At 62.3% G+C, this 20,197-nt stretch carries 16 protein-coding genes; 10 read left to right on the top strand and 6 right to left on the bottom strand.

What is annotated here, in order from left to right:
- Window positions 1–7: 7 nt before the first annotated feature.
- From AC0L2H_RS14030 to AC0L2H_RS14020, 3 genes are read left to right on the top strand one after another with little or no spacing between them, the layout of a single operon-like run.
- A complete protein-coding gene (locus AC0L2H_RS14030) occupies window positions 8–961 on the top strand; it encodes an ABC transporter permease (RefSeq protein WP_097571604.1) in 954 nt (317 codons plus the stop codon).
- On the top strand, window positions 958–1,848 hold the full coding sequence (locus tag AC0L2H_RS14025; RefSeq protein WP_473590777.1) for an ABC transporter permease: 891 nt from the start codon (window positions 958–960) through the stop codon (window positions 1,846–1,848). The genes AC0L2H_RS14030 and AC0L2H_RS14025 overlap by 4 nt, the downstream gene beginning before the upstream one ends.
- Window positions 1,841–3,904, top strand: a complete 2,064-nt coding sequence (locus AC0L2H_RS14020) for a dipeptide ABC transporter ATP-binding protein (RefSeq protein WP_473590776.1) — start codon at window positions 1,841–1,843, stop codon at window positions 3,902–3,904. Before AC0L2H_RS14025 ends, AC0L2H_RS14020 begins: the two co-directional genes overlap by 8 nt.
- A 6-nt stretch (window positions 3,905–3,910) precedes the next feature.
- On the opposite strand, the gene AC0L2H_RS14015 is transcribed toward AC0L2H_RS14020, so the two are convergent.
- Window positions 3,911–4,822, bottom strand: a complete 912-nt coding sequence (locus AC0L2H_RS14015; RefSeq protein ID WP_473590775.1) for a LysR family transcriptional regulator — start codon at window positions 4,820–4,822, stop codon at window positions 3,911–3,913.
- 114 nt (window positions 4,823–4,936) lie between these two features.
- Between AC0L2H_RS14015 and AC0L2H_RS14010 the strand changes: the two genes are divergently transcribed.
- From AC0L2H_RS14010 to AC0L2H_RS13985, 6 genes are all read left to right on the top strand, one after another.
- On the top strand, window positions 4,937–6,592 hold the full coding sequence (locus AC0L2H_RS14010; RefSeq protein WP_473590774.1) for an ABC transporter substrate-binding protein: 1,656 nt from the start codon (window positions 4,937–4,939) through the stop codon (window positions 6,590–6,592).
- A 2-nt stretch (window positions 6,593–6,594) separates the two neighbouring features.
- Window positions 6,595–7,485, top strand: coding sequence for a DUF427 domain-containing protein (locus tag AC0L2H_RS14005; RefSeq protein WP_473590773.1), 891 nt, complete (start codon window positions 6,595–6,597; stop codon window positions 7,483–7,485).
- A 412-nt stretch (window positions 7,486–7,897) separates the two neighbouring features.
- Window positions 7,898–8,872 (top strand): ABC transporter substrate-binding protein, encoded by a 975-nt coding sequence (locus AC0L2H_RS14000; RefSeq protein ID WP_473590772.1) that lies wholly within the window; start codon window positions 7,898–7,900, stop codon window positions 8,870–8,872.
- Window positions 8,873–8,944: 72 nt separating this feature from the next.
- The gene (locus tag AC0L2H_RS13995) at window positions 8,945–10,024 is read left to right on the top strand and encodes a quaternary amine ABC transporter ATP-binding protein (protein ID WP_473590771.1); all 1,080 of its coding nucleotides are present in this window, start codon (window positions 8,945–8,947) and stop codon (window positions 10,022–10,024) included.
- Window positions 10,021–12,000: an ABC transporter permease gene (locus AC0L2H_RS13990; protein WP_473590770.1), complete on the top strand. Its 1,980-nt coding sequence runs from the start codon at window positions 10,021–10,023 to the stop codon at window positions 11,998–12,000. The genes AC0L2H_RS13995 and AC0L2H_RS13990 overlap by 4 nt, the downstream gene beginning before the upstream one ends.
- A gap of 527 nt (window positions 12,001–12,527) precedes the next feature.
- Window positions 12,528–13,403 (top strand): alpha-1,2-fucosyltransferase, encoded by an 876-nt coding sequence (locus AC0L2H_RS13985; RefSeq protein WP_473590769.1) that lies wholly within the window; start codon window positions 12,528–12,530, stop codon window positions 13,401–13,403.
- A 232-nt stretch (window positions 13,404–13,635) separates the two neighbouring features.
- On the opposite strand, the gene AC0L2H_RS13980 is transcribed toward AC0L2H_RS13985, so the two are convergent.
- Window positions 13,636–14,994 carry an NAD(P)-binding domain-containing protein gene (locus AC0L2H_RS13980; RefSeq protein WP_473590768.1) on the bottom strand — a complete coding sequence of 453 codons (1,359 nt, stop codon included), beginning with the start codon at window positions 14,992–14,994 and terminating at the stop codon, window positions 13,636–13,638.
- A 343-nt stretch (window positions 14,995–15,337) separates the two neighbouring features.
- Here AC0L2H_RS13980 and AC0L2H_RS13975 point away from each other — a divergent pair, with 343 nt between their 5' ends.
- A complete protein-coding gene (locus tag AC0L2H_RS13975; protein ID WP_473590767.1) occupies window positions 15,338–16,054 on the top strand; it encodes a helix-turn-helix domain-containing protein in 717 nt (238 codons plus the stop codon).
- 328 nt (window positions 16,055–16,382) lie between these two features.
- Here AC0L2H_RS13975 and AC0L2H_RS13970 read toward each other — a convergent pair whose 3' ends face one another.
- The 4 genes from AC0L2H_RS13970 to AC0L2H_RS13955 are packed head-to-tail and all read right to left on the bottom strand — an operon-like array spanning window position 16,383 to window position 20,165.
- Entirely contained in the window at window positions 16,383–17,423 is a 1,041-nt protein-coding gene (locus AC0L2H_RS13970) for a heme-dependent oxidative N-demethylase family protein (RefSeq protein ID WP_473590766.1), read from the bottom strand.
- Window positions 17,424–17,432: 9 nt separating this feature from the next.
- On the bottom strand, window positions 17,433–18,398 hold the full coding sequence (locus AC0L2H_RS13965) for a PDR/VanB family oxidoreductase (RefSeq protein ID WP_473590765.1): 966 nt from the start codon (window positions 18,396–18,398) through the stop codon (window positions 17,433–17,435).
- The gene (locus tag AC0L2H_RS13960) at window positions 18,395–18,991 is read right to left on the bottom strand and encodes a dimethylamine monooxygenase subunit DmmA family protein (protein WP_473590764.1); all 597 of its coding nucleotides are present in this window, start codon (window positions 18,989–18,991) and stop codon (window positions 18,395–18,397) included. The genes AC0L2H_RS13965 and AC0L2H_RS13960 overlap by 4 nt, the downstream gene beginning before the upstream one ends.
- Window positions 18,992–19,031: 40 nt before the next feature.
- Entirely contained in the window at window positions 19,032–20,165 is a 1,134-nt protein-coding gene (locus AC0L2H_RS13955; RefSeq protein WP_473590763.1) for an aminomethyl transferase family protein, read from the bottom strand.
- Window positions 20,166–20,197: the final 32 nt, after the last annotated feature.

Raw genomic sequence — 20,197 nt, 5'->3', positions numbered from 1 at the left:
ATTCGCCATTCTCTCCTTCCTCGTCCGGCGTATGGCTCTATCGCTCGTCACGCTGTTCCTGCTTAGCATCATGGTGTTTCTGGGCGGCCAGGTGCTGCCGGGCAATGTCGGGCGGGCGATATTGGGTCCGTTCGCCGACCAGCGCGCGGTCGACGCGCTCAATCACTCGCTTGGCGTCGATCGCCCGCTGCTGACCCAGTACTGGAGTTGGATCTCCAACTTCATCCAGGGCGACATGGGCACGTCCTATATCTTCCGCTCGCCTGTGGCGCCGTTCGTCATCGATGCGCTGGGCAATTCGATGAAGCTGGCGGCGGTCGCCTTCGTGCTGGTGGTGCCGATCGGCATCCTCGGCGGCGTCATTGCCGCACTCAACCTCAACCGGCCGCTCGACCGCATCATCAGCCTTGGTGGGTTGTCGGTGACGGTGCTGCCGGAGTTCGTCACCGGCATCATCCTGATCCTCATCTTCGGCGTCTGGCTGCGCTGGCTGCCGATCTCGGCCGCATGGCCAAGAGATGCCGGCTTCTTCACCCAGCTCTATTACCTGATCCTGCCGTCGCTGCCGCTGTTTCTGGTGCTGTTCGGCTACATCGCCCGCATGGCGCGCTCCGGCATGATCGAGGCGCTGGATTCCGACTATACCCGGACCGCCGTGCTCAAGGGCCTGCCATGGCGCACGGTGATCTGGCGCCATGTGCTGCGCAATGCGCTGCTGCCGACGATCACCGTCATCGCCACCCAGACCGGCTATCTCATCGGCGGCCTCGTCGTCATCGAGACGCTGTTTCGCTACCAGGGCATCGGCTCGCTGATCTTCACTGCCGCGCGCGGCAAGGATTTTCCGGTGCTGGAGGCCGGCATCCTGACCATCGGCATCGTCTATGCGGTGGCGACCCTTGCCGCCGATTTTCTTTACTCGGTGCTCAATCCACGCATAAGGCTGGGGACAGACCAATGAGCGCCACCGACAGTTCCGCCGGCATTCCGGCTCCGGCGCCGAACGATGCCAACCGGCGCGGGCCGCTGGCGGAAGTCTTTTTCTCGCTGCTGAGGTCCGGCACCTTCCTCACCGGCCTCGCCATCGTTGTGTTCTGGGTTGCCTGCGCGCTGTTTGGCGAACATTTCGCACCCTACGATCCGCTGGCCGACGACATCATCAACGCGCTGGCGCCGCCCTCGGCCGAACACTGGTTCGGCACCGACCAGATCGGCCGCGATGTCTTCTCGCGCGTCATCGTCGGCTCGCGCGACATCCTCACCGTCGCACCGCTGGCGACCTTGCTCGCCACCATAGCCGGCACGGCGCTCGGCCTGTTCACCGGCTATTTCCGCGGCATCGTTGACGATGTCATCAGCCGCATCCTCGAAGCCTTCATGGCGATACCAGTCGTCATTGTGGCGCTGCTCGCCATCGTCGCGCTCGGCACCTCCAAGACGACGGTCATCGTCGTCATCGGCCTGAGCTTCGCGCCGATCATCGCGCGCACGGTGCGCTCGGCCGTGCTTGCCGAACGCGAGCTCGATTATGTCGCTGCCGCCCAGCTCAGGCACGAAAGCGCCCTGCATACGATGTTCGTCGAGATCCTGCCCAACGTCATCCCGCCGATCCTCGTCGAGACGACGGTGCGGCTTGGCTATGCCATCTTCGCCGTCGCCACGCTCTCCTTCATGGGCTTTGGCATCCAGCCGCCGTCACCCGACTGGGGGCTCTCGATCTCCAGCAATTACGGCATGATCGGTGGCGGCTTCTGGTGGACGGTGCTGTTCGATGCGCTGGCCATCGCCTCGCTGGTGATCGGCGTCAATCTGGCGGCGGACGGCGTCCATGGAGCGTTCAATGACTGAACCCGCCAAGGCAATGACTGGGAAGGCCGCCAACGCGCTCGAACTCCGCGATCTCTCGGTCGCCTACCGTGTCGGCGGCCGCAACCGGGCGGTGCTGCGCAATCTCAATCTCACCATCGGCCAGGGCGAGGCCTATGGGCTGGTCGGCGAATCCGGCTGCGGCAAATCCACCGTGGCGCTGTCGGTGGTGCGCTATCTTCCGCGCAATGGCTCCATCACCGGCGGCGCGATTGCACTCGACGGCCAGGATGTGATGAAGCTCGACGCCGAAGCCTTGCGGCGGGCGCGTGCGGAAAGCGTATCGATGGTCTATCAGGATCCCGGCAAGGCGTTGAACCCGTCGATCCGCATCGGCCGCCAGCTGACCGAGATCTTTGAGCTTGCCAACGTCTCGGGACAGGCAGCCGAGGATCGCGCGATCGCCATGCTCAACCGCGTGCGCATCTCCGATCCGGCGAGCGTCATGCAGCGCTATCCGCACCAGCTTTCCGGCGGCATGCAGCAGCGCGTCGCGATCGCCATGGCGCTGGCCAACGATCCCTCGATGCTGATCCTCGACGAGCCGACGACCGGCCTCGACGCCACGGTAGAGGCCGAAGTGCTCGACCTGATCGGGCAGTTGCGCCACGAATTGTCGGCCTCGATCCTGTTCATCAGCCACAATCTCGCCGTCGTCTCGAAGATGTGCGACCGGGTCGGCGTGCTCTATGCCGGCATGCTGGTCGAGGAAGGCTCGACGCAAGACGTGTTCAACGATCCGCGCCATCCCTACACGGTGGCGCTGCTGCGCTGCCTGCCGCGCGGCGGCCAGCGCAAGGACCAGGGCCGGCTCGACACCATACCGGGCTTTTTGCCCGGCATCGGCGTCGACATCAAAGGCTGCGCCTTCGCCGACCGCTGCGCGCTCGCCACCGAGCGCTGCCGCACCGAGCCGCCGCCACTCTACGAGCTGGACGGCGCCCTTGAGAGCCGGCTGTCGCGCTGCCACTATCACGAACAGGCGCAATCGCTGCCACGTGCCACGCCGAGCAATATAGCCGCTCCGGCACGACAGGTGGTAGCGCCAGCGGTGCTACGCGTCGAGGGCCTCAACAAGACCTATGCCAGCCATGGCCACCCCCTGCGGGCGGTCAAGGATGTCTCGGTCAGCCTGCGGCCCGGCGAGACGCTTGGCCTGGTCGGCGAATCCGGCAGCGGCAAGACCACCTTCGCCAGGCTGCTGCTTGGCCTGGTCCCGCCGGACGAAGGCGGCATGATCGAGCTCGAAGGCAAGCAACTGGCGCCGCGGCTGGAAAGCCGCAGCGACGACCAGGTCAAGGCCATGCAGATCGTCTTCCAGAACCCGGACTCCGCACTTAACCGCTCGCATTCGATCCGGCATATCATTGGCCGCGCGCTGAAGCGGCTGGCGGGCTTGAGCGGTGCCGCACTGCAGGCACGCCTCGACGATCTCGTCCGCTCGGTGCGGCTGACCGAGCGCCACCTCGCTCTCAAGCCGCGTCAGCTCTCGGGCGGGCTGAAGCAGCGCGTCGCCATCGCCCGCGCCTTCGCCGGCGATCCGCGCATCGTCGTGTGCGACGAGCCGACCTCGGCACTCGATGTCTCGGTGCAGGCGGCTATCCTCAATCTGCTTGCCGACCTGCAGTCGAAGGAAGATGTCAGCTACATCTTCATCTCGCACGATCTGGCCGTGGTGCGCTATCTCTCCGACCAGATCGCCGTGCTCTATCTCGGCCGCATCATGGAGCTCGGACCCTCGGAAGATGTCTTTGCCGGGCCGCATCACCCCTATACCGAAGCGCTGCTGTCGGCCGTGCCCAAGCTCGACCAGACCGAGACCGTACGCATTCGCCTCGACGGCGAAATCCCCAGCGCCTCCAATCCGCCATCCGGCTGCGTCTTCCACACACGCTGCCCGCGCAAGATCGGCCCGATCTGCGAGACGCAGGAGCCGCCGCTCGGCGAGGCAGAACCCGGACATGCCATCCGCTGCCATATCCCCTACGCCGAACTGGAAAGACTGCAGAACAAGATCGTCCAGCCGGAACCAGCCTGATGACGGCTAGGCGCCCGGCAGCGCGTCCGCCATGCTGAAGGCACGATCGCCTTCTGCAAAACCCTCGCCTGCCGACCAATCCTTTGCCAGCGTCCGCAATCCTTCCAGGGCAACATCGAGAATGTCCGACGAGGTTGGGTTCGAGGGATAGGCCAGATAGATCGGGCGCTGGAAGACCGGCGCGGCCTCGATGCGTCGCAACTCGCCACGCTCGATGTGGCCGCTGACCGCGCTGAGCGGCAGATAGGCGGCGGCCTTTTGCGACAGCACATGCTGAAGCCCGATGAAAACCAGCCCGGCCGATATTGCCGGCGTCACCATCGCCGCAAAGGCCCGGTCGTGCTCGATGCGGAATTCCAGCCCCCAGTCCATGAGAATGTAATTCTCGGTCCATGACCCCACCTGCTCGGCATGCTGGACGAGGACGACCTGATCGACCGCCAGTGTTTCGTAGATAATGCCGGGATGCGGCCTCGGCAGATAGAGGATGCAGATGTCGAGCAGGCCCTCGGCCATCTGGTCGATCGCCAGGTCGGGGAAACTGCCCTCGAGCCTGAGCGCAACGTTCGGCCGCCTTTCGCGCATCCAGGCGATCCAGGGCGACGTGATGTGGTCCCACAGATAGGCCGGAGCGGTGAGCCTGAGCAGCGTCTCATAGCCGTCGGGAACCGCGATGTCCTGCCTCGACTGCTCCCAGGTTCGGGTGATCGAGGAGGCGTGCGGCAGGAACTGCCGGCCTGCCGGGGTAAGTGCTACGCCATCGCGGTCGCGAACGAAAAGCCGGCGTCCCAATTGCTCTTCCAGACCCCTGATCCGGGCGCTGACCGTGGACTGGGCAAGGTTGAGCCTGTTGGCCGCGACGGTGAAGCTGCCATGGGCGGCAACCTCGAGGAAGCTGCGCAGATTTTCGGTGTCCATGTTCGAGCCCTTGCATCGAAAATTTCGATGACCCCCATCAAAAAATATCGCTTTGCGGGTGCGGTCAACAGTGAACTAGATGGCGGAGCCCCACGATAAGCAAGGAATGCCGCCATGCCAAAGCATTTCAGAATGATCGATACCGCCCGCCGAAACCTCACAGCAATCGAAAATTCCGCTATCGATGAGTTGCTGGCCGGCAGGATCGGTCGGCGCGATTTCCTCAGGCACGGCAGCATGCTCGGCCTGTCGCTGCCATTCCTCGGCGGCATCGCCTCGGCAGTCGGCCTTGGCGCGCCGCAGGCGCACGCTGAAGGCAAGCCGGGCGGCACCGTGCGCGCCGGGATCGCGACGCCCGGCGGCGCCATCGATCCCGTCACCTATTACGACAGCGGCAGCTATCAGCTGGTTTTCCAGACCGCCGAGTTTCTCTGCGTCACCCAGCCGGACCTCACATTGAAGCCGGTGCTGGCCGAAAGCTGGTCGCCGAACGAGGACGGCAGTGTCTGGACCTTCAAGCTGCGCAAGGGCGTCAAGTTCCACAATGGCGAGGAGTTCAAGGCGGACGACGTCGTGGCGACGTTCGACCGGCTGGCCGACCCGAGCGGCTCGTCCAACGCGCTCTCGGTGTTCAAGGGACTGCTGTCGAAAGGCGGCACCCGGAAGGTCGACGACCATACCGTCGCCTTCCATCTCGACGCGCCGAACGGCAGCTTTCCCTATTCGGTGTCGATCGACAATTACAACGCAGTCATCTTGCCGGCGAGCTACAAGGGCGACTACGAAAAGACCTTCGAGGGCACCGGTCCGTTCCGGCTGGAGAGCTACACGCCGAAGGTCGGCGCGACCTTTATCCGCAATCCCGATTACTGGGGCGAGAAGGCGCTGCCAGACCGCCTCGAATTCAAGTTCTATGGCGACGTCCAGCCGCGCATCCTGGCACTGCAGGCCGGCGAGGTCGACCTTCTCGATGCCGTCCCGCTCGATGTCAGCCAGGTCGTGCTGAACAGCCCCGATATCACCGTCCTGCGCGTCGCCTCGACCGCGCATCGCCAACTGCACATGCGTTGCGACATGGCGCCCTTCACCGACAAGCGCGTGCGCCAGGCGCTCGCCTTGTGCATCGACCGCAGCAAACTGGTCGATGGCCTCTGCCGCGGCATGGCGGCAACCGGCAATGACAGCCCGTTCGCGCCGGCCTTCCCGGCGACCGACAAATCGGTGCCGCAGCGCACGCAGGACATTGCCAAGGCAAAGCAGCTTCTCGAAGCGGCGGGACTTGGCAGCGGCTTCGACATGACGCTGACGACGCTGCGCTATTCCGACATCCCGGGCTATGCGCAATTGTTCCAGAACTTCGCCAAGGAGATCGGCGCCCGCATTTCGCTCAACATCGAGGACCAGGACAAATATTACGGGAAGGCGGTGTTCGGCCAATCGGACTGGCTGGACAGCCCACTGGGCATCACCGATTACGCGCATCGCAGCGTGCCGAACGTGTTCCTGAAAAGCCCGCTGGTCAGCGACGGGCCGTGGAACGCGGCGCACTTCAAGAATTCGACCTATGACGGCATGGTCACCAGCTATCTGAAGGCGCTCGATATCGGTGCGCAACAGAGCGCTGCCTCGGACATCCAGAAACTGCTGCTCGACGAGACGCCGGTGATCTTCAGCTATTTCCCCGACCTTCTGGTGCCGGTGCGCAAGAATGTCAGCGGGCTGCCGCCGATCGCCGCCGGGCTGCTGCTCGACCGCGTGTCCATAGGCTGATCATGACCGCGCACCAACGCCCGATCGCAAAAGAAAAGAAACGGGAGACTACCATTCGCAAGTCCCATCTGCGCGGCCGCGGGCCGCATTTCCCCTTGCTCGACACCATCGTGCAGTATGAGTTCGAACCGGGCTACGTCGCCTTTACCATGCCCTGCCCCAAGCGGCTGCGCGTGCAGGTCGGCTCGATGACCATCGCCGACACGACCAAGGCGCTAGTCTTCTACGAATCCGATCATCTGCCGGTCTATTATTTTCCGGTCGGCGACGTGCGCGAGGAGTTCCTGCTGCCAAGCAGGACGACGACGGAGGACCCGTTCAAGGGCGTCGCCACGCACTACTCGCTGAACACCGGCATCACGCTGGTCGAGGACGGCGCCTGGCGCTATCTCGACCCAGTGAAGGGCTGCCCGCCGATAGCCGACTACATGTCCTTCTACTGGAGCAAGATGGGCCACTGGTTCGAGGAGGACGAGGAAATCTTCGTCCATGCCCGCGACCCGTTCCGCCGCGTCGACTGCCTGCCCTCGTCACGGCGCGTGCAGGTGATCCTCGACGGCGAGCAGGTGGCGGATTCCCGCCGCGGCGTGTTCCTGTTCGAGACCGGGCATCCGGTGCGTCACTATTTGCCGATCTCTGACACCAGGCTCGATATGTTCGCGCCCAGCCGCTACATTTCGCGCTGCCCCTACAAGGGCATCTCCAACTATTACCACGTGACGACGGCCAAGAAGCGCCACGAGAACCTCGTCTGGTACTATCCCGAGCCGGTGCACGAGGCCGAGCGCATCAAGGGGCTGGTGTGCTTTCATCACGAGCTGGTCGACAAGATCCTGGTCGACGGCGTCGAAATTCCCAAGGAATCCACGGCCGCGTCGGACGGTTATTTCTGAGCCACCAGTGAGGACATCCCATCCCGTTCGAATTGCACGCAGAAATAGCTTTATGCGTTGCGCAATATGAATGTTGGTATATATAATTTCATCCCATGAAACGGCTTCGGCGGATCTCGGGGTTCGCCAGGCCTGAGATCATGGGATCTTGATGGCTCGCAGGTTTCGGAGCACCGCACGACCAACGATCCATCCGCGGACGACTGCTTGCGCAGTACTCCACCTGATGCCATGACGCGGCCCGTTCCCGCACGACATCCTCATCAGATTTGGCATCACCCTTCCGCGCCGGCATCGGTGGCGATAGCATTGTGGCGCCAAGGCCTTGCGCAGCGACCAGTTTTTCCAACACAATCAGAAAAAGACGCGAGACGGGAACGAATCTTCACCAGAGCTTGACAGGAGAACAAGCATGTCACTTCGGAGCATTATTTCCAGGGTATCAATGGGAGCCCTCGCACTTGCCGCCGCAAGCGCACTGACGCCGGTGGCGCAAGCGGCCGCGCCAGAATCCAACGACCCGATCAAGATCGCGCTGTTCGACTGGACCAGCGTCAACCTGAACGCCAAGATCCTCGGCGGCATCCTTGAAAAGCTCGGCTACACGGTCGAGTACCCGACCGCCGATTATCTCTCCAGCCTGACCACCGGCCTCACCAATGGCGACCTCGATGTCGGCATGGAGTTCTGGGACACGACCGCCGGCGAAGCCATGAAGGCCTCCGATGCGACCGGGCAGACCGAACGCCTCGGCAAGCTCGGACCCAAGGCCAAGGAAGAATGGTGGTTTCCCGAATACATGAAGGAGAAATGCCCCGGCCTGCCCAACTGGGAAGCGCTGAAGGACCCCAAATGCGCCGAGGCCTTCTCGACGGCCGAAACGGCGCCGAAGGGTCGTTATCTCGGTGGCCCGGTAACCTGGGAAGGCTTTGACGACGAACGCGTCGAGGCGCTGAAACTGCCCTTCACCGTCATCCATGCCGGCACCGACGCGGCGATGTTCGCGGAACTCGATTCAGCCTATCAGCGCAAGGCGCCCATCATGCTGTGGGTCTATTCGCCGCACTGGGCGCCAGCCAAGTACAAGGGCGAATGGGTCGAATTCCCCGAATACACGCCGGAGTGCTACAGCGATCCGAAATGGGGCACCAACCCCGACGCCAAATATGACTGCGGCAAGCCGCATGGCGAGATCTGGAAATATTCCTGGGCCGGCATGAAGGACAAATGGCCGGTCGCCTACAAGGTGGCGAAGGCCTACACGGTCGACACCGACGAGCTCAACAAGATGAGCGGCGAGATCGATCTCGATGGCAAGACGCCGGAAGACGTCGCCGCTGCCTGGATCGCGGCTCACGAAGCCGATTGGAAAGCCTGGGCGGAGTAATCGTTCCGACTGGACGTTGCGGGATCCAGCCATCCGGCTGGATCCCATTCGCTATTCCAGAAGGACGACTGCATGAACGAAGCGACTGAACAGGACCCGAAGACAGCCGGCAAGGATGCCCGGCCGATAAAGCTTGCCTGCCGCAATGTCTGGAAGCTGTTCGGATCGAACGCGGCGCATTTCATCCGCCAGCGCGACGGCAAGGCCAGCATGGCGGAGGTCACGGCTGCCGGACTGGTGGGAGCGGTGCGCGCCGTCGACCTCGAAATCCGCCAAGGCGAGATCTTCATCATCATGGGGCTTTCCGGGTCGGGCAAGTCGACGCTGGTGCGCTGCATGTCGCGGCTGGTCGAACCGACGCATGGCAAGGTCGAATTCGAGGGCAAGGATCTGCTCAAGATTTCCGATGCCGCGCTGATCGAGCTCAGACGCCACCGCATGGGCATGGTGTTCCAGAATTTTGCGCTGTTGCCGCATCTCAACGTGCTGGAAAACATCGCCTTTCCCTTAGGCATTCAGGGGCAGGACCGGCCGACGCGCGAAGCGCGCGCGCGCGAAGTGATCGAGCTTGTCGGCTTGCGCGGCCGCGAGCATTTCTATCCGCGCGAACTCTCCGGTGGCCAGCAGCAGCGCGTCGGCATCGCCCGCAGCCTCGCCACCAAGCCGGAAGTCTGGTTCCTCGACGAGCCGTTCTCGGCGCTCGACCCGCTCATCCGCCGCGAGATGCAGGATGAGCTGATGCGGCTGCAGACCATGCTGCACAAGACCATCGTCTTCATCACCCATGATTTCGACGAGGCGATCCGGCTGGCCGACCGCATCGCCATCATGAAGGACGGCGAGGTCATCCAGATCGGCACGCCGGAGGAGTTGGTGGTCAATCCAGCGACCGACTACGTCGCCGAATTCACCCGCGACGTCCACCGCGCCAAGGTGATCTCGGCGCGCAGCTTGATGCGCGCCTGCGATGGCTCCGAGCATGGCGGCACGGTGGCGCCGGATGCCAGAATATCGAGCTTCTCGGCTGATATCGTTGCCGCCGGCAAGCCGTTCGCGGTGGTCAACGGCACCGGCAAGCCGATCGGCGAAGTGACGCCGCAAGCGGTGATCGATCTGCTGGCCGGCATAGAGCGCCCGAGAGCCGGCACATGACGGTGATGGCAAGCGCCGGCGCATCCAGGCCGCCAGTTCAACGCTGGCTGGCGATCTGGGCCGCAGCGCTTGGCGCCGTGCTGGTCGTGTTCCTGCTGCGGGATAGCGTGCCGTGGGCCGTCAACTATCCGACTGAGGCGGTGGTTCCGATCGCCGACTGGGTCAGCGCGCTGATGCGCTGGATCAAGTCGAACTTCTCCTGGCTGACGCGCTCGATCACCGCCGTGCTCGGCGTCCCGCTCGATTTCGCGCTCAATCTTCTGGCCAAGAATTTCAAGATCGGCCATGGCGCCGATATGGTCGTCCTGCCGCGCCTGTCCTGGGTCGGCGTCTGCGCCGCCGCATATCTCGCCGGACGCGCCGCCGGCGGCTGGAAACTCGGCGCGCTGGTCGGCGGCTGTTTTCTCTACATCGCGCTGTTCGGGCAATGGACCAGCGCCATGCTGACGCTCGGGCTGATCTCCATCGCCGTGCCGTTCTGCATCGTCACCGGCCTGTTCGTCGGCATCTGGGCCTGGCGCAAACCCTGGGCCGAGAGGCTCGTCATCTCCCCTGCCCTCGACCTGATGCAGACGATCCCGACCTTCGCGTATCTCATCCCCATGCTGCTTCTGTTCGGCAACAGCCCGGTCTCGGCGATGATCGCAACCGCGATTTTCGCGACGCCACCGATGGTGCGGGCGACGATGCTCGGCCTGTCCAGGGTGCCATCCGAAATCGACGATTTCAGCGAGATGGCCGGATGCACGGCGCGGCAGAAACTGTGGAAGGTGCTGTTGCCGTCGGCGCGGCCGACGCTGATGGTCGGCGTCAATCAGGTCATCATGCTGGCGCTGAACATGGTGATCATCGCCTCGATGATCGGCGCCGGCGGTCTCGGCTACGACGTGCTTTTGGCGCTCAGGGCGCTGAAGGTCGGCGAGGCCATGGAAGCCGGCCTGGCCATCGTCGCGCTGGCCATCGCGCTCGACCGGCTTAGCCAGGCCATGGCGCGCAAGCAGGCAAAGGGCAGTGTCCACCAGGAGGCCGGCCAGAACTTCTGGCGGCGCTATCCCAATCTGACGTTGGCAATCGCCATCCTAGCCATCACAACGCTGCTCGGCCTGTTCGTGCCGGCCTTCGCGGCACTGCCGAAGGCGATGACCCTCACCACCGCGCCGCTGTGGAAGGCAGCGGTGAGCTGGATCACGCTCAATTTCTTCGACACGATCGAGGCCTTCCGCGTGGCGCTCATCCTCAACGTGCTGAACCCGGTGCGCGCCTTCTGCGAGGGTTTTCCGTGGCTGGGAGCGGTGTTCCTGCTCGGCCTTGCCGGCTACCAACTCGGCGGTCTGCGCCTGGCAGTCCTGGTCGCGGCGCTGACCGCCTTCTGCGCCGTCACCGGCCTCTGGGAAAAGACAATGGCGACGGTCTATCTCTGCGGCATCTCGGCTTTCATCGCTTGCCTGATCGGTATTCCCGTCGGGCTGATGGCGGCGCGCAGCGACCGTTTCGAGAAAGTCGTGACGCCCGTCATCGACACGCTGCAGGTGCTGCCGTCCTTCTGTTTCATCATTCCAGTGGTGATGCTATTCAGAGTCGGCGACGTCACCGCGATGATCGCCACCGTCGCCTTCGCCGTGGTGCCGGCCATCCGCTACACCAATCTCGGCATCCGGCAGGTGCCGCCGGCGCTGATCGAGGCGGCCAAGGTCTCGGGCTGCACACCGCGCCAGACCTTCTTTCACGTGCAATTGCCGCTGGCGCTGCCGGAGATCATGCTCGGCGTCAACCAGACGATCCTGATGGCGCTGGCGATGATCATCATCTGCGCCATGGTCGGCACCCGCGATCTCGGCCAGGAGGTGTTCATCGCGCTGTCCAAGGCCGATTCCGGCCGCGGCATCGTCGCCGGCTTGGCAATCGCCTTCATCGGCATCGTCGCCGACCGGCTGTTCAACGCCTGGACGACGAAGGCCAGGGCAAGATTGGGCTAACCGGGAGTAGACGACGCCCCCTTGGGGTCAAAATTCAGTCAGCTCGCTGCCGCCAATGGCCGGGTGTTGGAATGCTCGGTGCGAACGACCACAGAGCGCCAATTTGATGGCGTTGCGCGCCTACTTCAAAGCTGGCTCGCCCGCCACTTAAGGTTACCGGCCAAATCCCGCGCTTATCGGCAGCCACAGAGACAGTTGCAGGAAGCTCCAGATCAACACCAGTCCACAGATGAGCAGCGCCACTTAAGGGGAGCAGCCGCGAGGCGATGGCGATGTCGGAGCGGTCCTCCGGTATGAGGCGGCCGATCCGCCATTCCAGCCAGTGGCGGTCAGCTCTTTTGCCTGCATTCTGATTGCGCTCTGGGCGGTTCGGAGGACACTTACGACAAAGAGCTGGATTGTCTGGAACCGGTTTGGGCGGGTGCCAAAGAACGTTTGTGTTGAACCCGTATACCGTGGGATAATCTTTCCCGATGCCACCTCCAAAGACACAAAAGCTATTCTCCATCGGGCTCCGTTGCGGACGCTTGGCGAATCGTCTGATCTTCTTCGCGAATGTCATCGCGCTGGCGGAGGATCAAGGGGATCGTGTCGTCAATTACACCTTTCACAGCTACGCCGATCTGTTTGAAGCCACGCGCGCGAACGTCCACTGCGCGTATCCGGTGCCGCAGCGGAAAAGCTGGCCGGACCGGATTCCCGGGGTCGGCGCAACCATCCGCAAGACACGCATTTTCTATCACATCACCCGCTACGTCAGTGTGCTGATTAATCGCTTTCCGGTTTTGGGCCGGAGGGTTGTCACGCTGTGTGGAACCAAGGGGCAATTCATCACGTATCTGGACAGCCCGGAAGTTCAGGAGAAAATCCGCCCGGCTAAAATCGTTTTCGTGCATGATTGGCGATTTCGTGCGCCGAATCTGGTTCAGAAGCATGGCGATAAAATCCGCGCCTATTTCCGGCCGTTGGGGACGTTTGAAAAAGCCAGCCGCGAAGTCGTGGAGCCGTTACGGCGCGATGCCGACATCGTCATTGGCGTTCACGTTCGTCACGGCGATTATCGCGGCTGGAAGGGCGGCAAGTATTTTTACCCGGTTGAATGTTACGCCGCATGGATGCGCGACCTCGTGACGCAATTTCCCGACCGTCGGGTATCTTTTCTGGTCTGCAGCGACGAACGGCGCAACGCCGGAGAATTTCCCGGCCTGACGGTCGGGCTCGGCACCAAATCTCCGGTGAGCGACCTTTTCGCACTTTCCCACTGCGATTATATCATTGGCACCAAGAGCACCTTTCCGCAGTGGGCCTCGTTTTATGGCGGAAAACCGTTGCTGCAAATTTTGGATCGCAATGCTTCGGTCAAGGTGGAAAATTTCCGCGTCTGTTATCTGGATTGGGACTGAGGTGAAACTTGGAATCCAAGGCTCGCTCGGCCCGGTTCATCTCGGGCATCGAGCAAGCGATTGAGGAACAGGGTTTGGACCGCTTGTTTTTCATCTCTGCCTTGCCGTAGCCGTGGGCTGTTTCGCAGACCCATTCTTCCCGCAGCCCACACAGGCCGTGCATGTCGAAAGCCGCCATGGTTGGTTCGTGGCGCCAGCCTGACAGGCGCCGTGGCTCAGAGCGCGAAAACTGCTACTCCGCCGCAACCCCCTTCACCTCGAGATAGCTCTCCATCGAATCGTCCATCGCCTGCAGCCAGGGCGTATGGTGCAGCGGCGCCATCGTACCGGTCATCAACGAACGATAGGCATTGTCGCGGAAGGTCATGATGTTCTCGACCTTGTGGTGTTCCCATTCCATGAAGGTCTGGTTGACTGCCTCGACGTCGAAGCCGGGATAATCGGTCTGGTCCATCAATTCCTTGGTGTAGTCGCCCTGGAACCAGATCATCTGCTCGGCGTCTTCGAGCGTCTCCTCGCGCGCGCGCCATTTCGCGCCGTGCTCCGCCATCGCCTCTGCCGAAGGCAGCTTGATGCGGCCCATGATGACGTCGCGGGCGAACCAGGCCTGCGCATCGAACATGTTGAAGGTGTAGAACTGGTCCTGCATGCCGATATAGGACAGTTGCGGGTTCTTCTCCCAGACGACGCCTTCATAGAGCCCGTCCGGCCACATGCGGTTTGCGGTCTTGAGCTTCAAATCGTCGGTGAGAAACGGGAAGGAATGGAGATAACCGGTGCACAGGATGATGGCGTCGACCTCCCTGGTGGTGCCATCCTTGAAATGCGCGGTCTTGCCGACGACCTTTTGCAGCAGCGGCACTTCTTTCCAGTTCTCCGGCCATTTGAAGCCCATCGGCTTGGAGCGGTAGCTGGAGGTGATGGATTTGGCGCCATACTTGTAGCATTGGGAGCCGATGTCCTCGGCCGAATAGGAGCGGCCGATGATCAATATGTCCTTGCCCTTGAATTCCATGGCATCGCGGAAATCGTGGCTGTGCAGGATGCGGCCGTTGAAGGTCGAAAAGCCCTCGAAATAAGGCACATTGGGCACCGAGAAATGCCCCGAGGCGACGACGACATTATCGAACTCTTCCGAATAGGTGACGTCGTTGGCGCGGTCATGCGCGGTGACGGTGAATTTCTTCGTCTGGTCCGAGAACGTGACCATGCGCACCGGGCTGTTGAAGCGCACCCATTTGCGCACGCCGGATTTTTCGACGCGGCCCTTGATGTAGTCCCACAGCACGGCGCGCGGCGGGTAGGAGCCAATCGGGCGGCCGAAATGCTCCTCGAAGGTGTAGTCGGCGAACTCCAGGCACTCCTTCGGTCCGTTCGACCAGAGGTAACGGTACATCGAGCCGTGGACCGGATCGCCATGCTCGTCGAGGCCGGTGCGCCAGGTGTAGTTCCACAGGCCGCCCCAGTCGGACTGCTTTTCGAAGCAGACCACTTCGGGAATATCGGCGCCCTTGTCGGCCGCTGACTTGAAGGCCCTGAGCTGGGCCATACCGGACGGTCCGGCACCAATGACGGCAACACGACTTTTCATTGCGGACCTCCCGTTCTGATTTCGACTTTTGTCTCGACGCAATTCCCAATGGAAAGCGTCACGAGCTTTTCCCGGAAAAACCGTTTCACATTTTTCCTGGAATTGCTCTTACGAAACAAATTTCACTGACAGGGACAGTAATTGGCGCTCCCGTGCTGTCAACAGGTCTTCATCGAAACAGCGTTGTGCGATCGCAACTTTCGGGGAAAAGCGATCGCGGACCAAACATCGGGAAAACCGCGCAATCCGCCACGCGGGGCTTGTTGCGGCGGTTGCGCTCATGTATCGGCAACGAATATGTTCACCTCGAGTGAAATAAATCCACAGGGTTCGGGGCGGCGACATGACGAAAAAGTCTTCAGAGTCCAAGCCTGGCATTGCCGCGGCCAAGGCCAAGCCCTTACCTAAGGCCGCCGACGGGCGAACCATCCGCACACCACTCACCCAAAACCCGCACGCCATTCGCGACACCCGTGAAAAGGTGCTGGAAGTCGCGATCGGCCGCGAGGTGCGGGCGTTCCGCAAGAAGCTCGGCATCACCGTCGCCGACCTGGCGGTCGCCACCGATATTTCGCTCGGCATGCTGTCGAAGATCGAGAACGGCATCACCTCGCCGTCGCTGACGACGCTGCAGGCGCTGTCGCGGGCGCTCGGCGTTCCCGTCACCGCCTTCTTCCGCCGCTTCGAGGAGGAGCGCAGCGCTGTCTTCGTCAAGGCCGGCGAAGGGCTCGATGTCGAGCGCCGCGGCACGCGCGCCGGCCACCAGTACAATCTGCTCGGCCATATCGGGTCCAACACCAGCGGTGTCGTCGTCGAACCCTATCTGATCACGCTGACCGAGGATTCGGATGTATTCCCGACCTTCCAGCACGAGGGCATGGAGTTCCTCTATATGCTCGAAGGCGAGGTGGTTTACCGCCACGGCAGCAATCTCTATCCGATGAAGCCCGGCGACAGCCTGTTCTTCGACGCCGACGCGCCGCACGGGCCGGAACAGCTCACACGGCTGCCGATGCGCTACCTCTCGATCATCTGCTATCCGCAGAACAGCGCGGGTTGAGGCCCAACAGGGGCTATTTATTGGGCACTTAATGCCTGCGACGCCTGGTTGACGAGGCAAGATACCCGAGCGCAAGCGTCATGGCGGCGACCGCGATCCCGGTGCAGATCACGCCTGCCGGTGTTATCCTGGCACTGCCCTGCAAGGTAATGTGCTTCCCTACCCGCAGATCGAAAACTGATTTGATTTCTTCAGGATGCGAGGGCGAAGGCTCTTCTTGAACAACTGGCATCATTAGAACTCCGGTTCAAATCTGCCATCGCCCCACAATGACCGGCGCGAGCAACGCTTGCCCGGTGATGGGCAGCGCAAACACTGTAGATCAAACTCAGTCCGGCCCAAACCCCGGTGACGTCGGGCTGCCGTCATCCAGCTTCGACAGCCATTCGACCAGTGTCGGGCGATAGCGGGTCAGCCCCTTGTAGGTGGCGAGTTCCTCGGGCAGGTCGCGGATGACGCGGTGCAGGCGCCGCGCCCATTTCGGCTGCGTCACCAGTTCGTCCATCTTGATCAGGTAGCAGCGGATCGGAAAGACGATGCCGTTGGAGCGTGGCAGCCGCCAGAAGCTCTGCAGTTCGACGCGCAGATGCACCTTGTCGCCGACATTCTCCGGCGTCACAGTCGTCCGGTCCGGTCCCCATTTGTGGTAATTTTCCGGGCTGGTATCGAGACGCGGATTGATGGTCATGGTCCAGTTCAGCCGCCGTGCCGGCTTGCCCTGCTGGATATTGGTGAGGAATTTCAGCGCCCGGACGAATATGCCCTTCTCATGGGCCAGCGGCACCGGCGCGTGCCATTCGAAGAAATTCATGCCGATGTCGAAATCGAGCGACCAGTCGGCCTGGGTGGTGACCATGCCGGCGTCCATCCACAGATTGCCGTCGCGCTGGTCGAGGATGCAGAAATCGCCCTGGCTCTGCCGGGTGATGTATTCCATCGGCCCGTAAGGCAGTGTCGAGACATCGCCGAAGGTGAAGGTGTCGTCGATGCCGAGCGGCCGGTTGATCCAGCGCCAGCGGTCGCCGTCGCGAGTCAGCGTGAAATGCTCGGGATAACCCAGCGCCTGCTGCTCCATCAGGAGTTCGAGCAGGTCCCAGCCGGCCAGCGTCATGTGCGGTAGCGACTGGCAGCGCAGCGGGTCCTCGGCCAGCACCAAAGCGCGGTCCTGCATCTCGGCGACATAGTGCTCGTCGACGTCGATCAGGTTCTCCAGCACGCTGCCCTTCGGCCCGACAACATGCGGCTCGATGTTGACCGCATACATGTAGCTGTCTTCGTGGAACGGGAACGGGAACCGCCTGATGTGCTCCGGGCTGTTCCTGAAGCTGAAATCGTCGCGGAACGTTTCCTTGCGAAAGGTGATTCCCAAGCTCGCCTCCTATCTTTCCAAGACCAGCGACCGGCCCTCGAAGCGCGACACGCACGGCATGATCTTGCAGCCGGAACGATGGTCTTCCTCGCTCAGCCAGTGATCATTGTGGATGAATTTGCCGTCATGCGAGATGACGTTGGTTTCGCACTGGCCGCAGACGCCGCCGCGGCAGAGATAGGGCGGATCGACGCCGGCCGCCTCGATAGCTTCGAGCAGGCTCTGCTGCTCGTCGACGCGGATCGTCTTGCCGGTGAGGGCCAGCGTCACGTCGAAGGGAGCGCCGGGCTGCGGTGCCGCGAAATGCTCGAAATGCACGGTTTCCGACGGCCAGCCCAAGGCCGCGGCGCGATCGCGAACCCAGCCGATCATGCCGGATGGACCGCAGACATAGAGATGCGTGCCGAGCGGCTGCGAGGATAGGAGCCGGTCGAGATCGATGCGCTCCTCACGATCGTCGTGATAGAGCCTGACGCGGCGGTCGTAACGCTCCCTCAGCACATCGGCATAGGTGCCGAGCGAGGCGGTGCGGCACGTGTAGTGCAGCTCGAAATTGCCGCCTTCCGCCGCCAGCTGCGCGGTCTGCGCCATAAACGGGGTGATGCCGATGCCGCCGGCCAGCATCAGGTGTTTTTTGGCGCGCAGATCGAGCGAGAACAGATTGACCGGGTAGCTGATCACCATTTCCAGGCCCGGCTTGACGCTCCGATGCATGAACAGCGAGCCGCCGCGGCCGACATCGTCGCGACGCACCGAGATCGTGTATTCGCTGGTATTGAGCGGCGAGCCCATCAGCGAATAGGGATTGAGCCTGGTCCGCTCGCCATCGCGCATCTCGACCACGACATGGGCGCCGCCGGAAAAGGTCGGCAAAAGCTCGCCGTCACGCCGGCGAAAATGGAAGCGCGTCACCAGATCGTTGACCGGGACGACATCGGAGACGACGACATCAAGCTTGGTGGTGCCGGTGCTCATCGAAATATCTCCTCCGTGGGAGGAATTTCGCTACGATCCTCGGCATTGATGCAGACACCCTGGAAGGCCGCAAGACGCCGCGAGTAATGATCGCGTACCAGAAGAAGCAGGCCACAATGCGAACAGGTCGCCGGCTGCGTCGTCACGTTTTCGGTGATACCCTTGCAATGAACGCATTGCATGCGCCGCGCCAGCGAGCCGCGATGTTCGGTTTGCATCGAGGTGTGGTCGATGCCGGCTTCGAGCGCAACCTGCATGGCCTGGCCGATCAACCCTTCGGTGCCTGCGAGATAGAGGCGCAGTCCCATATGCGCATTGGCCAGCGTTTGTTTCAACCGTGGCAGGGCACTGGCGAAGGAATAGCCCTGGTAGAACTGCGCCGGCTTCAGCGCCTCGAGCGCCGCGACATGCTGGCCGTCAGGACCGGGGATGAAGATGATGTGGGCGCCGTCAAAAAACCCGACGGGCGCCTTGGCGGCCATGTCCGTTATTGCGAGCGCCCCCTCTGCATCCGCGATGAAAAGATGGTGCTTGCCCGGCTGCGGAGACAAGGTTCCGTAAACGGGCCGGCTAATGATACTTTTGGCTGCCATTCTCTGTTTATGCCTCGAACCGCTCGCCTTTGACTATGCCTCAGCCTTTCGCCGTGCGCTTGGCCTTCTTCGGATCATCGAAGGGAAGCGGCTGGGCGGTGGCCTTGATGGCGCCGCCCTTGTTGCGAATCTCGAGCTTGGTGTCCTTGACGGCGCAGTCGACATCGAGCCTGGCGATGCCCATCGATTTCTTGACCAGCGGCGAATACATGGCGCAGGTCACCACGCCGACCTTTTTGCCATCGCGATAGACCGGCGCGCCTTCATCGGCCGGCTCCTTGCCGTCGAGCAGCACGCCATAGATCTTGAAGCGTTCCTTGCCCTTGAGACGGTAGTGCTCCTCGGCGCCGCGAAAGCCTGTCTTGCCGGGGCTTACGGTGAAGTCGAGGCCGAGTTCCCAAAGCGTATCGCCGGGGCCTTCATTGTCGAACGGATACTTTTGGGAATTGTCGTAGGGGTAGAACAGCAAATAACTTTCGACGCGCAGCATATCGAGGGTGGTGAAGCGGCAGGGAATGATGCCGGCCCCCTTGCCCTCGTCAAGGATCCTGTCCCAGATCGTGCCGGCGTCCTGGCCGCGGCAGAAGATCTCGTAGCCGCGCTCGCCGGTGTAGCCAGTGCGCGAGATCATCACGGGTAAGCCGAACAGCTGCGTCTGCATATGATGGAAATAGGGCAGATCGCGAATGCCCGGCACATGTTTCGACAGATAGTCGACAGCGGTCGGACCCTGCAGCGACAGGTCGTGCAGATTGTCGTCGAAGCGCAGCGAGACATCGCGCCCGACGGAAGCGCGCTGCAATTCCTCATGTCCGGTGCCCGAACCGTGCACGACCATCCAGGAGTTCGGGCCGGTGCGATAGAGGATGCAGTCGTCGGTGAATTTTCCCGCCTCGTTCAGCATGCAAGCATAGGCTGACTTGCCGGGATAGATCTTTTCTACGTCACGGGTGGTGGCGAGATCGATCAGATGCGAGGCGTGCGGCCCGGTGATGTGGACTTTTTTCAGGCCTGAGACATCCATCAGCCCGGCCTTGGTGCGGATGGCGATGTACTCCTCGTCGGCGTCCTTGTCGTAGGTCCAGGCGGTGCCCATGCCGCTCCAGTCTTCGAGCTTCGAGCCGAGCGCGCGATGGCGATCCGCCAGGGTCGAAAATCTCCAGGATGCCGTCATGGACTTGCTTCTCCCTCACACAATTTGCTGAC

It is taken from the genome of Mesorhizobium sp. WSM4871 (genome assembly GCF_055811295.1).
The sequence above is the reverse complement of the archived record's forward strand: the minus strand, read 5'-3'. Positions and strand labels throughout refer to the sequence as shown.

What these genes read in the sequence shown, in the direction of transcription:
- AC0L2H_RS14025 (WP_473590777.1), top strand. Translation starts at nt 958, where the DNA reads ATGAGCGCCACCGACAGTTCCGCCGGCATTCCGGCTCCGGCGCCGAAC.
- AC0L2H_RS14020 (WP_473590776.1), top strand. Translation starts at nt 1,841, where the DNA reads ATGACTGAACCCGCCAAGGCAATGACTGGGAAGGCCGCCAACGCGCTC.
- AC0L2H_RS14015 (WP_473590775.1), bottom strand. Translation starts at nt 4,822, where the DNA reads ATGGACACCGAAAATCTGCGCAGCTTCCTCGAGGTTGCCGCCCATGGC.
- AC0L2H_RS14010 (WP_473590774.1), top strand. Translation starts at nt 4,937, where the DNA reads ATGCCAAAGCATTTCAGAATGATCGATACCGCCCGCCGAAACCTCACA.
- AC0L2H_RS14005 (WP_473590773.1), top strand. Translation starts at nt 6,595, where the DNA reads ATGACCGCGCACCAACGCCCGATCGCAAAAGAAAAGAAACGGGAGACT.
- AC0L2H_RS14000 (WP_473590772.1), top strand. Translation starts at nt 7,898, where the DNA reads ATGTCACTTCGGAGCATTATTTCCAGGGTATCAATGGGAGCCCTCGCA.
- AC0L2H_RS13995 (WP_473590771.1), top strand. Translation starts at nt 8,945, where the DNA reads ATGAACGAAGCGACTGAACAGGACCCGAAGACAGCCGGCAAGGATGCC.
- AC0L2H_RS13990 (WP_473590770.1), top strand. Translation starts at nt 10,021, where the DNA reads ATGACGGTGATGGCAAGCGCCGGCGCATCCAGGCCGCCAGTTCAACGC.
- AC0L2H_RS13980 (WP_473590768.1), bottom strand. Translation starts at nt 14,994, where the DNA reads ATGAAAAGTCGTGTTGCCGTCATTGGTGCCGGACCGTCCGGTATGGCC.
- AC0L2H_RS13975 (WP_473590767.1), top strand. Translation starts at nt 15,338, where the DNA reads ATGACGAAAAAGTCTTCAGAGTCCAAGCCTGGCATTGCCGCGGCCAAG.
- AC0L2H_RS13965 (WP_473590765.1), bottom strand. Translation starts at nt 18,398, where the DNA reads ATGAGCACCGGCACCACCAAGCTTGATGTCGTCGTCTCCGATGTCGTC.
- AC0L2H_RS13960 (WP_473590764.1), bottom strand. Translation starts at nt 18,991, where the DNA reads ATGGCAGCCAAAAGTATCATTAGCCGGCCCGTTTACGGAACCTTGTCT.
- AC0L2H_RS13955 (WP_473590763.1), bottom strand. Translation starts at nt 20,165, where the DNA reads ATGACGGCATCCTGGAGATTTTCGACCCTGGCGGATCGCCATCGCGCG.